Below are 15,891 nucleotides of genomic sequence, written 5' to 3' on the forward strand. Positions count from 1 at the left end.
GAAATTAAATAACCTGAGTCCATATAAATATAGAACTCAGGTTGCTTAGTTGCGCTTTTTAAATACTGTCTACTTGACAGGGGTCACTGCATAGTTGCTATCTCTTATTTTTGTTAATATCTTGGCTACTAGTTAAAAAGGTTTTAAATTTATGGAACAAACTTGTTTCTTAGGTTGTCTATTATGTATACGTATCAAAACAGGTGTTTAAGTTGGATAAAGTGTAGTGAATATAATACTTGTTTTCAGTATTGAAAATGTGAAAGGAATGATGGTTTTGAAAAACAAGAAAATGCTAAAATTAGGAATGTGTGTTGGTATATTAGGTTTAAGTATTACAAGCCTAGCAGCTTTTACAGGAGGGTCACTGCAAGTTGAAGCGAAAGAAAAGCCAGGACAAGTGAAACATAAAAATCATGCGACGTATCAAGAATTCGCTCAACTCGAGAAAAAATTTGATGCTCGATTAGGTGTATATGCTATTGATACTGGTACGAATCGAACAATTGCTTATCGACCTAATGAGCGGTTTGCCTTTGCATCAACCTACAAGGCGTTAGCGGCAGGGGTATTGCTACAGCAAAACTCAATTGATAAATTAAATGAAGTTATCACTTATACGAAAGCCGATTTAGTTGAATATTCACCCGTTACAGAGAAACATGTAGATACTGGAATGACACTAGGAGAAATTGCTGAGGCTGCTGTTCGTTCCAGTGATAATACTGCAGGGAACATTTTATTTCATAAAATAGGCAGACCTGAAGGATATGAAAAAGCGCTTAGACAGATTGGCGATCGAGTTACTATGTCTGATCGATTGGAGACAGAGCTAAACGAGGCTATTCCGGGGGACATTCGTGATACAAGTACAGCAAAAGCAATTGCTACCAATCTAAAGGCTTTTACGGTCGGAAATGCGCTTCCAGATCATAAACGTAAAGTTCTTACAGAGTGGATGAAAGGAAATGCTACAGGAGACAAACTTATTCGTGCAGGCGTACCCACTGACTGGATAGTTGGGGATAAATCAGGAGCTGGAAGCTACGGGACACGAAATGATATTGCTATCGTTTGGCCGCCTAATAGAGCACCTATTATCATTGCTATATTATCAAGTAAAGATGAGAAAGAGGATACCTATGATAATCAACTAATTGCAGAGGCAGCTGAAGTTATAGTTAAGGATCTTAGGTGATAATCTCTCATTATGCTAATTTCTTTACCTAATGTTATCGAAAGTATAAGAATACAAAAAAGATTCTTTTTCGTGTGAAAAGAATCTTTTTTGTATTCTTATTATTAATTGGGATAAAATCAAAAATATAGCGAAGATACACTATGTATCTGAAATGAAAATTGTGTGCCACTTACCATATCAAGACGACAACTGAGGTGGCTTCTTGATGGATTGACTTTTCAACAAAAACAAGGACATCAAGCTGTACATGCGAGAACCATTCTATAAAAATCATATATGAAAAAGGAATTTGAATGATTTTGCCGAATGGGTTTATCTATGAAAACAACACTCTCACATTCAAACCAACCCACAATTGAATCACTTCAAGCTCAAGTAGAGGAACTCACGGCAAAAGTGAGATGGTATAAAGAACAATTTCGTCTTAGGCAGCAAAAACGGTTTGGTACGTCTAGCGAAAAAACACTTAATAATCAACTCGCTTTAGAAATGTTTAATGAGGCTGAGAAAAAAAGTGATTCTGAAACACCCGAACCCGCTGTTGAAACGATCACCTATCGCCGCAAAAAGAAACGCGGTCATACGGATGAGTCTGTCCAAAACCTTCCGGTTGAAACCGCAAAAGAGAATAATTTAAGTCCCTATCATTATCTTCTTTATTTGTTTGAAACACTCCCCAATATCGATTTAAACAACAAAAAAGAAATTGATAAAGTCTTGCCATGGTCAACGGATTTACCGTCTAGATGCAGAGTGCTGAAAAAAAGTGAAGTAAACAAAAAGTAACCTAAAAATTAACTTTCATTGTATATTTTGGAGTTTATTTATATTTACAAATATATATTGAAAACACAAGGAGTTGGTGAATAAATTATGCTAATAGAGCTGAAACTAGTCATACTATCATTTATTTTAGTCGCTATTATTACACCATTTATTCTCTTTATTTTGAAAAAAATCAACTTTACGCAACCCATTCGAAAAGAGTTACCCCCTGACCATCAGACAAAAAAGGGAATTCCTCTAATGCTGGGGATTGTTTTTTACATTGGAGTAATTATTTGTCTATATTATAATCATTCTCCTTTAATGATACTCTTATGTTCTACATTTATACTATTTGGACTTATTGGATTTCTCGATGATTTTTGGAAAGCATATAATCAAGATCCTGGTGGGATATCTAGCAAAACTAAATTAATTTTACAGTTCATGTTTACTAGTTACATTCTTTATACTTTAATAATGAACTTTAATTTTGAATTTAAGATTTCTCTTACTCAAGATAATACTTTTTATTTACCTAGCTTTGTATACATCATTCTTATTACATTATTCATTGTAGGCACAGCCAATGCAATAAACTTCACTGACGGAATGGATGGACTTCTAGCTAATGTCTCCATACCTTCTTTTTTATTTTTTTTCTTAATAAGTGAGCATCAAGAAATAAGGATTTTTTCATTAGTGATGATTGGATGCCTAGTAGGTTTTTAAATTTATAACCTATACCCTGCAAAAGGATTTATGGGTGATACAGGTTCTCTTGCAATTGGTGGAATTTTAACCTTCTTTTCTGTTATTGAACACGTAGAGATTCTAGTACCATTATTATTTATTATTTATTTCGCAGAACAATTCTCAGTAATTATACAAGTCTATTATTTCAAAACAACCGGGTCCAGATTATTTAAAATGACCCCTATACACTATCATTTCGCTTTAAAATATGGTTGGCGCGAAAATCAAATTGTAAGTATATTTGGGGTGGTTTCTTGGATAACTATGCTGATTTGCTTTGTTTATTATAAAGCATTTTTGATTTGATAAATAAATTTCATAATCCCTCCCCTTAACTTTTTGGTACCTCCTCTTCCTATTATACGACAAGGAAATCTATTTAAAATAAAAAAATCGTTTAGCTTAAAATTATCGGGACATGCTCATGGAGGGCAAATTAGGTTACCATTTATCGGAGGATTAGTTGCTCCAAATCAAGGTATTTTGCCTAAATATACAGCGGGTTTATATGAAGAACAAAATACATCGATGGTAGTTAGTAGAGGATTAGGAAATAGTATTATTCCGCAAAGGATTTTTAATAGGCCAGAAATTGTAGTCGTACAGTTAAATTAAGCTGTACGATTTTTTATAGACGAAATAAGCAAAGTTACTTTACTTATTTTGTACAAGTTTTCATTACAATTTTGTTAAAAATTTTCTACGTTACATAAAGTAACAAAATTTGACCTGAAGAGTTTGTTATAGTGTAAATAATCAAAAAACTTAAAAATTAGTCGAGTGAAAAGTGTGATATGAAAATCATGTAAAAAACATAAAGGGGTGTACACATGCATAAAGAATATGAAATTGAAGAGTATACGGCGATTGAGGAACAAATACATTATTATTGTCAATGTTTATTAGTAAGCCATCCAGATCAAATTATAAAATATTTAGAAAAAAGATTAGAAAAATATGCAGAAACATTACAATATGCACATTTATATCCCGACACGATTATTTTACCATTACAGCAATTAGTCATCGAATATTCTTTGGACGTTGCTAGAATTAGAAAGTATATGAATTTAAAAACATAAAAATATATAATTCAAATGAAACAGAGTCGACTTTAAGAAAAAACATTCTAATGTCGACTCTGTTTCATTGATTAAGATGTGAATTGAAAACAAATACTAAACAATGAAGTTTGACATATAATTAGGCAAGAGTAGAATGAAAGTGAGTACTCACTCATTTTTATTTAAAAAGGGGGATAATACATGCAGCAACCTTCAATTATTTTACGTACTGTATCGAAAAGTTTTGGGAAAAAAGAAGTTTTACACAATCTTTCATTACAAGTTGATAAAGCAGAAATTTTTGGTTTAGTTGGGCCTTCAGGATCAGGGAAAACAACTCTTATTAAAATGATTGCAGGTATTAATGAGGCAACTAAAGGTGATGTACTTGTTTTCAATGTAAACATGCCTAATTTAAGTGAAATGAAACGAATTGGTTATATGGCTCAGGCTGATGCGTTATATGAAGAACTATCAGCGTATGAAAATGCAGATTTTATTGCAACGATGTATGGTTTAAAAGGTAAGCGTAAGAAAGAGCGGATTAATGAGGTTTTTGAACTTGTGCAATTATCCGAGCATATGAAAAAGCCAGTACAGCAATTTTCAGGTGGAATGAAAAAACGTTTATCATTGGCGATAGCACTCCTTCATGAACCAGAAATATTGATTTTAGATGAGCCAACAGTTGGCATAGATCCTCTTCTTCGAAAATCAATTTGGGAGAAGTTTTATGATCTTAAAAAGAAAGGTACAACTATTATTGTAACAACGCACATTATGGATGAAGCGGAGTTTTGCGAACGTCTAGGGTTAATTAGAGAAGGGAAATTGGTTGCGATTGGCACACCTGAGGAATTGAAAAAACAAACATCATCTGGACGAATTGAAGATGTCTTTTTATTAGAAGAGGTGGTTGAATCATGAGAGTTAATGGTGTAATTATCCGTATTATTCGTCAATTTTTTCGAGATAAGCGTTCGTTAGCTATGATGTTTGGGGCACCAATGTTATTACTTTGGTTATTGTCTCTCGTGTTTACACAAAAAGATTATATACCACATATCGCTGTTGTGGATGTGCCGGCTCCAATAGTAAAGGCAATGAAAAATCAAGAAGCGTCAATTTATGAATATGAAAAAGAAAAGGCATATTCTGAATTAGAAAAGCAAAAAGTGGATGCAGTAATCTATTTAGAGAAAGGAAAAATGAATCTTCTATTAGAAGGCAGTGATTCATCAAAAAATCGTGCTGTACTTCAAGTATTGCAAAAGAGCACCGAAAAGAATGATGTATCGATTATGAAACCTGAAGTGGAGTATTTACATGGCTCTAAAGATTTTACAATGTTTGATGGGCTTGGACCAGTATTAATTGGTTTCTTTACATTTTTCTTTGTATTCATATTGTCAGGAGTATCTTTCGTAAGAGAACGTTTAAGTGGCACTTTAGAAAGGTTGTTGTCCACTCCGGTAAGAAGATGGGAAATAGTTGTAGGATATATTATTGGTTTTGGAATTTTTGCATTTATACAATCTATTATTATCGTAAGTTTTTCAGTTTATATTTTAGACCTTTATGTAGCTGGCTCTATATGGCTAACGCTATTTACTACATGTATGCTTTCTTTAACTGCACTAACATTAGGTACATTTTTATCTGCATACGCAAATAATGAATTTCAAATGATCCAGTTTATACCGCTTGTAATTGTGCCACAAGTCTTCTTTTCTGGATTATTTCCAATTGAATCTATGAATAAGTGGCTACAAATGCTAGGGAAATTATTCCCACTCACATATGGTGCTGACGCAATGAGACAAATAATGATACGGAATCAAGGGTTTACAGAAATTGCATTAGATCTCACTGTTTTACTTCTTTTTTCACTATTATTTGCAGTTGGAAATGTATTTGCTTTAAAGAAGCATCGTAAAATATAATGACGACAAAAAGGAGCATTATAAATGAAGAAGGATTGGCTGGAAGAATTAGTTGCTGCAACAAATACTGATAAAAAAAATGAACGTCAAATGCGTATATTAGAGGCAGCTGTTGATATGTTTGGAGAAAAAGGGTACGCTTCAACCTCAACAAGTGAAATTGCAAAGCGAGCTGGTGTAGCGGAAGGAACAATCTTCCGCTACTATAAAACGAAAAAAGATTTATTGTTAGCGGTCGTCATGCCGACCTTAACAAAGTTCGCCGCACCATTTTTCGTACAAGCTTTTGCAAAAGAAATATTTAAAACTAATTATGAATCGTATGAAGGACTTTTAAGAGTAGTAATACATAATAGATTTGAATTTGCGAAAAAGCATTTTCCAATGATAAAAATATTAATTCAAGAAGTACCATTTCAACCAGAACTAAAAAGTGAAATACAGCAATTAGTGGAAACAGAACTACTTTCACATTTTAAAAAGTTGATTGTAAAGTTTCAAGAAGAAGGGGAAATTATTGAAATGCCACCATCTTCCGTATTACGTCTTACTTTATCAGCTGTATTAGGATTTCTTTTAACGCGGTTTTTATTATTGCCTGAAGAGAAATGGGACGATGAAGTAGAAATTGAAAATACGATTCAATTTATATTGTATGGACTAACGCCGCGGAGGCAATAAAATGCTGGATTGTTTTGTGGGGCAGTATTTTTTTTGCACCTTGCAATTGAAAAAGAAGATAAATTGTCGAATTTTATTACTTGAGAGCATTTCCTTTAAGCTTGTATCCAATTACTCATTTTAAACTGATTAATAATATGAAACAAACCGTAGTATTTTAACTAGATAATATATATTTGTTAGGGCATATAATTAAGTGAAATAAAAAGAATCAGGGAGTATTATTGCGAATCAAACTCAAGAACAAACTAAGTCTGTTTTTGAGAATTATGAGCGGAATCTATACGAATTATTAATATGTATACTGCAATATACATTAAATATAAACGTATGTGAGTATATTTTGTATATTTCAAAACGAAACTAAATAAAAAGAAAAGCTCATTTTTTAAAACTTCTACACATGTATTCTAAAAAGAAAATATCACTTCGCAAATGGCTCATGATTTTAAAATCGTGGGCCATTCGGTTTGATAAAAAGTATCTAAAACAAACGTATTTCGAGCCATACCTTGAAAATTTAGTAGAAATTTCTGATTATGAAAAAAGTAGAGATTATTAAACAATAAAATACATAATTCGACATGAAATTCCTATGTTGTTGTAGAACAATGTAGGAATTTTTTCGTGCATTAGTACAGAATCTGTTTTAAAATTAAGTTATGACAGAATTGTAGCAATTGTCTAACTAATATTCTTGTCTTTTAAGAAGTAATGTTTGTAGTAGAAACTCGCACGCTGTCGAAACTCAATATTCGATAAGGGGTGTGTAGCGGAATGGAATTTACTCTAACTCGCGAAAAACAAATGATTAAAGAAATGGTACGTGACTTTGCTGAAAAGGAAATCGCACCGAAAGCTGTGTATTATGACAAAACTGCGGAATTTCCATATGAAACATTTCAAAAAATGGGCGAACTAGGATTATTAGGCATCCCATTCCCAGAAGAGTATGGAGGTTCAGGTGGCGATACTGTATCGTACGCGCTAGCGGTTGAAGAAATTGGTCGTGCTTGTGGTGGTACTGGTTTAAGCTATGCTGCAACAATTTCATTAGGTGCTTCTCCAATTTACTATTTCGGTACAGAAGAACAAAAACAAAAATATTTAGTTCCAATGGCGTCAGGTAAAACATTAGGTGCTTTCGGATTAACGGAGCCAAACGCTGGATCTGATGCAGGTGGCACACAAACGAAAGCAATTTTAGATGGCGATGAATATGTGATTAGTGGTGAGAAGTGTTGGATCACAAACGCAGAGTATGCAAATACAATCATTGTAACCGCTATCAATGGTGTTGAAGACAATGGTAAAAAACGTATTTCTGCATTTATCGTACCGACTACTAGTGAAGGATTAACGATTTCAAGTCCTTACGATAAGATGGGTGTTCGCGCTTCTAATACTTGTGAAATCGTACTTGATGGTGTGCGTGTACCGAAAGAAAATATTCTTGGTGATGTAAATAAAGGATTTAAACAATTCTTATATACACTTGATGGAGGACGTATTTCAATCGCAGCATTAGCTGTTGGTATTGCGCAAGCTGCATTTGAACGTGCATTGCAATATGCGAAAGAACGTCAACAATTTGGAAAAACAATTTCTAATTTCCAAGCGATTCAATTTAAATTGGCTGATATGGCGACTGAAGTGGAATTAGCGCGTAATTTAGTACATAAAGCAGCTTGGTTAAAAGATAATGATAAACCTTTCGGTAAAGAAGCGGCTATGGCAAAACTATTTGCATCTGAAGCAGCGAGTCGTATTGCAAATCATGCAGTGCAAATTCATGGTGGATATGGCTACATGCGTGAATATGAAGTTGAACGATATATTCGTGATGCAAAACTGTTAGAAATTGGTGAAGGAACTTCTGAAATTCAACGTCTCGTAATTGCAAGACATTTAGGATGTAGATAAAAAGGAGGAATCACTATGTTTCAAAAAATATTAATTGCTAATCGCGGGGAAATCGCAGTTCGTATTATGAAAACTTGTCAAAAACTTGGCATCCGCACTGTTGCTATTTATTCTGAGGCTGATGAAAATGCCCTTCATGTAAAAATGGCAAATGAATCTTACTTAGTAGGTGGCCCACGTGTCCAAGAAAGCTATTTAAACCTTGAAAAAATTATAGAAATAGCTAAGCTGACGAATGCTGAAGCAATCCATCCGGGTTACGGATTATTATCAGAGAATCCATCTTTTCCGATTCGCTGTAAAGAAGAAGGAATCGTATTTATCGGTCCTTCAGAAGAAATCATTACTAAGATGGGAAGTAAAATTGAATCACGTATAGCAATGCAAGCAGCAGATGTACCAGTAGTTCCAGGTATTACTACAAATATTGAAACTGCTGAAGAAGCAATTGAGATTGCAAAACAAATTGGTTATCCATTAATGCTTAAGGCATCCGCGGGCGGCGGAGGCATTGGAATGCAGTTGATGGAAACTGAGCAAACGCTCACCAAAGCATTTGAAAGTAACAAAACAAGAGCACAAAATTTCTTCGGTAACGGAGAAATGTACTTAGAGCGCTATATAGCTGATGCACATCATATTGAAATTCAGCTTTTAGCAGATACACATGGTAATACAGTGTATTTATGGGAACGAGAATGTTCAGTACAGCGCCGAAACCAAAAAGTGATTGAGGAAGCGCCTTCACCATTTCTAGATGAAGGTACACGAAAAGCGATGGGAGAAGTTGCTGTACAAGCTGCTAAAGCTCTTGGTTATACGAATGCTGGTACAGTTGAGTTTCTTGTAGATGATCAAAAGAACTTTTATTTCTTAGAAATGAATACGAGATTACAAGTAGAACATCCGGTTACAGAAGAAATTACTGGGTTAGACCTTGTTGAACAACAACTACTTATCGCATATGGTGAGAAACTATCATTTACACAAGATGATGTAAAACGTAGTGGTCATGCCATCGAGGCTCGTATTTATGCAGAAGATCCGAAAACTTTCTTCCCATCACCTGGGAAAATTACAGATTTAACATTACCGTCAAATGTACGTATCGATCACTTCTTAGAGAATCAAGTAACGATTACACCTTTTTATGATCCAATGATTGCGAAAGTAATCGCTCATGGAGAAACTCGTGAAGAAGCGATTTCAAAATTACAGGATGCGTTGCAAGAGTTAAAAGTAGAAGGTATTAAAACGAATACATCGATGCTACTACAAGTATTAGAAGACGATGTGTTCAAAAGTGGTATTTATACAACCGGTTTTGTAACGAAACAACTTGTTAAAAAATAATAGCTATGAATATTAAGGGGGAAAAAATGATGACGAAAGTATATGCATCGATGGCAGGAAATGTTTGGAAGATTGTTGTAGGAGTAGGAGATACAGTAGAGGAAGAGCAGGATGTCGTCATTTTGGAATCTATGAAAATGGAAATTCCAATCGTTTCAGAAGAAGCCGGAACTGTTATGAAAATCAACGTGCAAGAAGGCGATTTTGTAAATGAAGGAGATGTATTACTAGAAATTGAATAGGGAGATATAGGGGGAAGCGAATTGAAACTACCTAATTTTGCTGTCATTAAAGAAGTCGGGCCACGTGATGGTTTACAGAATGAAAAAAAGATTGTTGGCACAAAAGATAAAGTAAAATGGATTCAACTACTTACAGAAGCGGGATTATCGTATGTTGAAGTTTCCTCATTCGTTCACCCTAAATGGGTTCCCGCATTAGCCGATGCAAGTGATGTATTTTCTGAGCTAAAAAGGGATCCAAATGTTACATATGCTGCGCTTGTTCCAAATCAAAATGGTTTGGAACGAGCTTTTTTGCAAAATGTAGATGAGGTGAATGTTTTTTTATCAGCAAGTGAATCTCATAATAAAAGTAATATTAATAAATCAATTAAAGAAGCATTGGCTGTAATTGAAGATATAACAAAACAGGCAGCGTTCGAAGGGAAAAAGGTAAGGGGATATGTTTCTACTGTATTTGGATGTCCTTATGAAGGAGATATAAGTGCCACAGCAGTTGACGAAATATGTAATCAACTATTTTCATACGGCATTTATGAAATCTCTCTTGGTGACACGATTGGTGTAGCGAATCCATTACAAGTAGAGAAAGTATTAGAACATTTATTAAAGAAGTATGATGCTTCACAGTTTGCGATGCATTTTCATAATACCTATGGAATGGCACTGGCAAATGTAGTTAAGTCTTTAGAACATGGTATTACAACGTTTGATAGTTCTTGTGGTGGACTTGGGGGATGTCCTTATGCACCAGGAGCATCGGGTAATGTTGCTACTGATGACTTAGTACATATGCTCCATAAGCTCGGGGTCCAAACTAATATTGATGAAGAAAAGTTATTGAGGGCTAGTCAATTTATTCAAAGTAAGTTAAATATCCAATTACCGAGTCATGTGTATAGAGCGCTTCAACATAAAACGATAAGTAGGTGAGAAGATGCTACAATTACAAAACATTTCAGTTGACTATGTTACACCGCACGTTGTAAAGATTTCATTAAATCGTGAAAGACAGGCAAATTCATTATCTTTGGCATTATTAGAAGAATTACAAACTATATTAACGGAAATAAGCGAAGAGTCAAATACACGTGTAGTTATTTTAACAGGAGCTGGTGAAAAGGCGTTTTGTGCTGGTGCTGATTTAAAAGAACGTGCCAATATGAATGAAGAACAAGTTCGCCATGCTGTTGGTATGATTCGTTCTACTATGGAGATGGTGGAACAATTACCACAACCAGTAATTGCAGCAATAAATGGAATTGCCCTTGGTGGTGGTACAGAATTAAGTTTAGCTTGTGATTTTAGAATTGCTTCTGAAAATGCAAGCTTAGGTCTTACAGAAACTACTCTTGCCATTATTCCTGGAGCAGGAGGTACGCAGCGCTTACCGAGATTAATTGGTGTTGGTAGAGCGAAAGAATTAATTTATACGGGAAGACGTATTTCGGCGCAAGAAGCGAAAGAATATGGTTTAGTAGAATACGTAGTGCCAGCTGATTTACTAGAAGAGAAAGCAATTGAAATTGCAGATCGAATTGCAAATAATGGTCCGATTGCTGTTCGACTAGCAAAAGAAGCAATTTCAAATGGTATTCAAGTAGATTTACATACCGGATTACAAATGGAAAAACAAGCGTATGAGGGCGTAATCCATACGAAAGATAGATTAGAAGGATTACAGGCATTCAAGGAAAAACGCAAACCAATGTATAAGGGGGAGTAAGTATGTTAGATCAAAAACAACAATCTAATTTATTTGAAGAACGAGTTGAAACAATTAAGCAAGGCGGGGCACCGAAATATCATGAACAAAATAAAGCAAAAGGAAAACTTTTTGTTCGAGATCGTTTAGCTCTTCTATTTGATAATGGCGAATACGTGGAAGATGCATTATTTGCAAATTGTGAACAAACAGGATTACCAGCTGATGGTGTTGTAACTGCAACTGGTAAAATACATGGTCGTACTGCGTGCGTAATGGCAAATGATTCAACGGTTAAGGCGGGGTCATGGGGATCACGTACAGTTGAAAAGATTTTACGTATTCAAGAAACGGCTGAAAAATTACGCGTGCCGTTATTTTATTTAGTTGACTCTGCTGGAGCGCGTATTACAGATCAAGTAGAAATGTTCCCTGGACGCCGCGGTGCGGGAAGAATCTTTTATAATCAAGTGAAATTATCAGGTAAAGTACCGCAAATCTGCTTATTATTTGGACCTTCAGCAGCTGGTGGCGCATATATTCCAGCATTTTGTGATGTTGTTATGATGGTTGAAGGAAATGCATCTATGTATTTAGGATCTCCACGTATGGCTGAGATGGTTATCGGCGAGAAGGTAACTTTAGAAGAGATGGGCGGAGCTCGTATGCATTGCTCTGTGTCAGGATGCGGAGATGTATTATGTAAGACAGAAGAAGATGCAATTACTCAGGCTAGACAATACATTTCATATTTTCCAAGTAACTATTTAGAAAAGACTCCATTGATTACACCTCAAGAACCGAAACAGTTCGATAAAACGTTAGAACAAATCATTCCAGAAAATCAAAATGCTCCTTTCAATATGAAAGATCTCATTAACAGAGTTATTGATGAAGGCTCTTTCTTTGAAGTGAAAAAATTATTTGCTCAAGAACTTATTACAGGATTAGCACGTATTGATGGTAAGCCAATTGGCATTATTGCAAATCAACCGCGTATGAAAGGCGGCGTGTTATTCCATGATTCAGCTGATAAAGCAGCTAAGTTTATTAATTTATGCGATGCATATCATATTCCATTATTATTCCTTGCAGATGTACCTGGATTTATGATTGGTACAAAAGTAGAGCGCGCTGGTATTATTCGTCACGGTGCAAAAATGATCTCTGCAATGAGTGAAGCAACTGTACCGAAAATTTCAATCGTCGTTCGAAAAGCGTATGGAGCTGGTTTATATGCAATGGCAGGTCCAGCATTCGAACCAGATTGCTGCTTAGCATTACCGACAGCTTCTATTGCAGTAATGGGACCAGAAGCGGCGGTTAATGCTGTATATGCAAATAAAATTGCAGCTTTACCAGAAGAAGAGCGTGCAAGCTTCATTGCTGAAAAGCGTGAAGAGTATAAGAAAGATATTGATATTTACCATTTAGCATCAGAGATGGTAATTGATGGTATTGTTCATCCGAACAATTTACGTGAAGAGTTAAAAGGCCGATTTGAAATGTATATGAGTAAATATCAAGTATTCACGGATCGTAAACATCCAGTATATCCAGTTTAAAAGCCCTATTTAGGGCTTTCTTTCTCAAAAAGTCAAGGAGGGGAAAACATTGAAACAAGCAGTTTGGTTTCCAACAGAAGAATATAAAGAAAAAACGCGATTATTTAGTTGGATGAAATCATTAGGCTATGAAGATTACGAAGCTTTTTATAATAAGTCAATTGAAGAAACAGCGTGGTTTTGGGGAGAAGCTGAGAAAGCAGTTGGCTATCAGTGGATGAAGCCATACACAGAAGTGTTAGATTTAGAAAATGGTACACCGTTTGCACAGTGGTACACTGGGGGCACTTGTAACGTTGTAGAATCTGCTTTATCTCGCTGGCTTGCAGATGATGAAACAAGAACACAGCCAGCACTTCAGTACGAAGGGGAAAATGGAACTTCTAAATCATTTACATATGAAGAGCTTGACAGCTGGGTAAGCCGTGTTGCGAACGGTTTGAAACACGCTGGTATTGAGAAAGGTGATCGTGTAACAATTTACATGCCGATGATTCCTGAAACAGTTGTTGCTATGTTAGCAGTAATGAAAATTGGAGCGATTATTTCACCGATATTCTCAGGTTTTGCGTCTGATGCAGTAATGACACGTGTACAAGCAGCGGGTTCAAAAATGATTATTACCGCAGATGGATTTTCACGCCGCGGGAAAATTGTTTCTTTAAAAGATGAAGTAGATAAAGCTTGTGAACATTGTCCAACTGTTGAAAAGGTGGTAATTGTTCGGCATGCTGGAAATGATTTTACACCGCATAATTACGATTTTTCATGGAGTACGTTAGAAAAAGAAAAACCATTTATACATGCTGAAGAAATGCATAGTGATGATCCATTAATGCTCATTTATACATCAGGAACGACTGGTAAGCCGAAAGGGACAGTACACACGCATGCTGGTTTCCCTTTAAAATCTGCATTTGATGCAGGGTTTGGAATGAATATAAAACAAGGCGACCGTGTATTATGGGTAACTGATATGGGCTGGATGATGGGACCATTTTTACTATTCGGCTCTTTAATTAATGGAGCAACGATGGTTATGTACGAAGGTGTGCCAGACTTCCCAGAAGCAGATCGCTTATGGGAGACGGTTGATAAATATGAAATCACACATCTCGGTATTTCACCAACATTAATTCGTGCGTTAATGGCAAAAGGTGATGAGTATGTAAATAAACACTCGCTCAAAAGTTTAGAAGTATTCGCATCAACAGGAGAACCTTGGAATCCGGATCCGTGGATGTGGCTGTTTGAAACGGTTGGAAAAGGAAAAGTCCCAATTTGTAACTATTCAGGAGGAACTGAAATTTCTGGAGGGATTTTTGGCAATGTGCTTATTAAGCCAATTGCACCAATTAGTTTTAACGCATCCTTACCAGGAATGGCAGCGGTTGTACTTGATGATCAAGGTAAACCAATTCGTGATGAAGTCGGAGAACTATGTTTAGAGAAACCTTGGGTTGGAATGACAAAGAGTTTCTGGGAAGACGATGAGCGTTATGTAAACACATACTGGTCACGCTTTGAAAATAAGTGGGTGCATGGCGATTGGGTTATTTATGACGGTGAGCAATATATTATTACGGGGCGTTCAGATGATACGTTAAACATTGCTGGAAAACGTATTGGGCCTGCTGAATATGAATCTATTCTTGTGAAACATAATAATGTAATAGAAGCAGCTGCAATTGGTGTACCTGACGATGTAAAAGGTGAGGTTTGTCATTGTTTTGTAGTATTACGAGATGGTGTAATATTTACAGCAGAATTAAAGAAAGAATTAATGAGTTTAGTAAATTCTCATATCGGAAAAGCATTATGTCCTAAAGATATTCACGTTGTAGAGGATTTACCAAAAACACGTAATTCTAAAGTAATGCGACGTGTCATTAAAGCAGCTTACTTAGGAAAAGAGTTAGGAGATTTATCGTCACTTGTAAATCCTGAAGTAGTTCCGTTTATTCAAGGATTACAGTCTAGTAAACTATAAAATTACGAATGGGCTCTATTTACATAGAGCTCATTTTTAATGTTTACAAAAAGGTAAGAAAGAAAAAGTAAATTTGAAGTAGAAAAATTCTACTATTAGTGTTAAGTATGCCTGTTTGTTTTATATTTTTTATCAAAATAGGATACTGTGGCATGTCTATTCAATAGAGTGATTGAATTTTGTTAAGAATGAAAATTTAGTGAAGAAAAAAGTAATAAATAAAAGGAGAAATCCCTGGGGGACAGGGATTCAATAAGGGAGATATTGTTGTCGTTCAATGTCGAAATTTGGCGTATCCGACAAATTAATATTATCATGAATTTTCAGGGGATTGTGATAGTGGATGTGTCAAAAATGTGTACGGGTTTCATATAAAAGTGTTATTTAAATAGGAAAAGGGAAAAGAATTAAGTTCATTCGCTCTTAAGATTTTTCCCTTTTAAATTTACTGTTTGTTCGTTGTTCTAAATACGTCTGAAATTGGTAAATCTTCGCCATGTAAAGCTTGAGTACTGTCCTTTTTGTTTGAATCATGTGCCTCCTGAGATGTTTCTTGCATTTGCTCTTGGGCCTTACTAGGAGTATTCAGTGCATCTGATGACACATGATCAAGTTTTTGACTTAATAGATCTTTTTTATCCATGTTATATAGCTCCTTTTTGAACTTAGATATAAAAACGATGTATTTTTAAATAGTTACGTG

Annotated in this window: 14 protein-coding genes and 4 pseudogenes; 17 read left to right on the forward strand and 1 reads right to left on the reverse strand. The window is 35.3% G+C overall.

Annotation, left to right across the window (positions count from 1 at the left end; all coding sequences use genetic code 11):
* Positions 1–271 precede the first annotated feature (271 nt).
* From bla to MR065_RS18560, 17 genes and pseudogenes are all read left to right on the forward strand, one after another.
* The gene (gene bla, locus MR065_RS18490) at positions 272–1,198 is read left to right on the forward strand and encodes a class A beta-lactamase Bla1 (RefSeq protein ID WP_472927168.1); all 927 of its coding nucleotides are present in this window, start codon (positions 272–274) and stop codon (positions 1,196–1,198) included.
* 309 nt (positions 1,199–1,507) lie between these two features.
* A pseudogene (locus MR065_RS27920) lies at positions 1,508–1,823 on the forward strand (transposase domain-containing protein); the annotation flags it as partial.
* Between the two features lie 38 nt (positions 1,824–1,861).
* Positions 1,862–1,987, forward strand: a complete 126-nt coding sequence (locus MR065_RS27925; RefSeq protein WP_472927169.1) for a hypothetical protein — start codon at positions 1,862–1,864, stop codon at positions 1,985–1,987.
* A gap of 303 nt (positions 1,988–2,290) precedes the next feature.
* Positions 2,291–3,028, forward strand: a pseudogene (locus tag MR065_RS18500) (phospho-N-acetylmuramoyl-pentapeptide-transferase).
* A 96-nt stretch (positions 3,029–3,124) separates the two neighbouring features.
* Positions 3,125–3,337, forward strand: a pseudogene (locus MR065_RS18505) (metallophosphoesterase); the annotation flags it as partial.
* A gap of 215 nt (positions 3,338–3,552) precedes the next feature.
* The gene (locus MR065_RS18510) at positions 3,553–3,804 is read left to right on the forward strand and encodes a hypothetical protein (RefSeq protein ID WP_097906374.1); all 252 of its coding nucleotides are present in this window, start codon (positions 3,553–3,555) and stop codon (positions 3,802–3,804) included.
* 183 nt (positions 3,805–3,987) lie between these two features.
* The gene (locus MR065_RS18515) at positions 3,988–4,713 is read left to right on the forward strand and encodes an ABC transporter ATP-binding protein (protein ID WP_242214663.1); all 726 of its coding nucleotides are present in this window, start codon (positions 3,988–3,990) and stop codon (positions 4,711–4,713) included.
* Entirely contained in the window at positions 4,710–5,729 is a 1,020-nt protein-coding gene (locus MR065_RS18520; RefSeq protein ID WP_242214664.1) for an ABC transporter permease, read from the forward strand. The genes MR065_RS18515 and MR065_RS18520 overlap by 4 nt, the downstream gene beginning before the upstream one ends.
* 24 nt (positions 5,730–5,753) lie before the next feature.
* Positions 5,754–6,410, forward strand: a complete 657-nt coding sequence (locus MR065_RS18525; protein WP_098266855.1) for a TetR/AcrR family transcriptional regulator — start codon at positions 5,754–5,756, stop codon at positions 6,408–6,410.
* A gap of 205 nt (positions 6,411–6,615) precedes the next feature.
* A pseudogene (locus MR065_RS27930) lies at positions 6,616–6,972 on the forward strand (DUF1722 domain-containing protein); the annotation flags it as partial.
* Between the two features lie 215 nt (positions 6,973–7,187).
* Complete coding sequence (locus MR065_RS18530) at positions 7,188–8,333, forward strand: acyl-CoA dehydrogenase (RefSeq protein WP_098991887.1); 1,146 nt, start codon at positions 7,188–7,190, stop codon at positions 8,331–8,333.
* A gap of 15 nt (positions 8,334–8,348) precedes the next feature.
* Complete coding sequence (locus MR065_RS18535; protein ID WP_098266857.1) at positions 8,349–9,686, forward strand: acetyl-CoA carboxylase biotin carboxylase subunit; 1,338 nt, start codon at positions 8,349–8,351, stop codon at positions 9,684–9,686.
* Positions 9,687–9,712: 26 nt separating this feature from the next.
* The gene (locus MR065_RS18540) at positions 9,713–9,928 is read left to right on the forward strand and encodes an acetyl-CoA carboxylase biotin carboxyl carrier protein subunit (protein ID WP_001985297.1); all 216 of its coding nucleotides are present in this window, start codon (positions 9,713–9,715) and stop codon (positions 9,926–9,928) included.
* Between the two features lie 21 nt (positions 9,929–9,949).
* Positions 9,950–10,861 carry a hydroxymethylglutaryl-CoA lyase gene (gene mvaB, locus MR065_RS18545; RefSeq protein ID WP_098991888.1) on the forward strand — a complete coding sequence of 304 codons (912 nt, stop codon included), beginning with the start codon at positions 9,950–9,952 and terminating at the stop codon, positions 10,859–10,861.
* A gap of 4 nt (positions 10,862–10,865) precedes the next feature.
* The gene (locus MR065_RS18550; protein ID WP_097906381.1) at positions 10,866–11,654 is read left to right on the forward strand and encodes an enoyl-CoA hydratase; all 789 of its coding nucleotides are present in this window, start codon (positions 10,866–10,868) and stop codon (positions 11,652–11,654) included.
* A 2-nt stretch (positions 11,655–11,656) separates the two neighbouring features.
* Positions 11,657–13,198, forward strand: coding sequence for an acyl-CoA carboxylase subunit beta (locus MR065_RS18555; RefSeq protein ID WP_098991890.1), 1,542 nt, complete (start codon positions 11,657–11,659; stop codon positions 13,196–13,198).
* A 49-nt stretch (positions 13,199–13,247) separates the two neighbouring features.
* On the forward strand, positions 13,248–15,188 hold the full coding sequence (locus tag MR065_RS18560) for an AMP-binding protein (RefSeq protein ID WP_242214665.1): 1,941 nt from the start codon (positions 13,248–13,250) through the stop codon (positions 15,186–15,188).
* A gap of 445 nt (positions 15,189–15,633) precedes the next feature.
* On the opposite strand, the gene MR065_RS18565 is transcribed toward MR065_RS18560, so the two are convergent.
* The gene (locus MR065_RS18565) at positions 15,634–15,831 is read right to left on the reverse strand and encodes a hypothetical protein (RefSeq protein ID WP_098991470.1); all 198 of its coding nucleotides are present in this window, start codon (positions 15,829–15,831) and stop codon (positions 15,634–15,636) included.
* Between the last annotated feature and the right edge of the window lie 60 nt (positions 15,832–15,891).

This window comes from Bacillus cereus group sp. BfR-BA-01383 (genome assembly GCF_022663495.1).
In the GTDB taxonomy this organism is placed as follows: Bacteria; Bacillota; Bacilli; order Bacillales; family Bacillaceae_G; genus Bacillus_A; species Bacillus_A cereus_AU.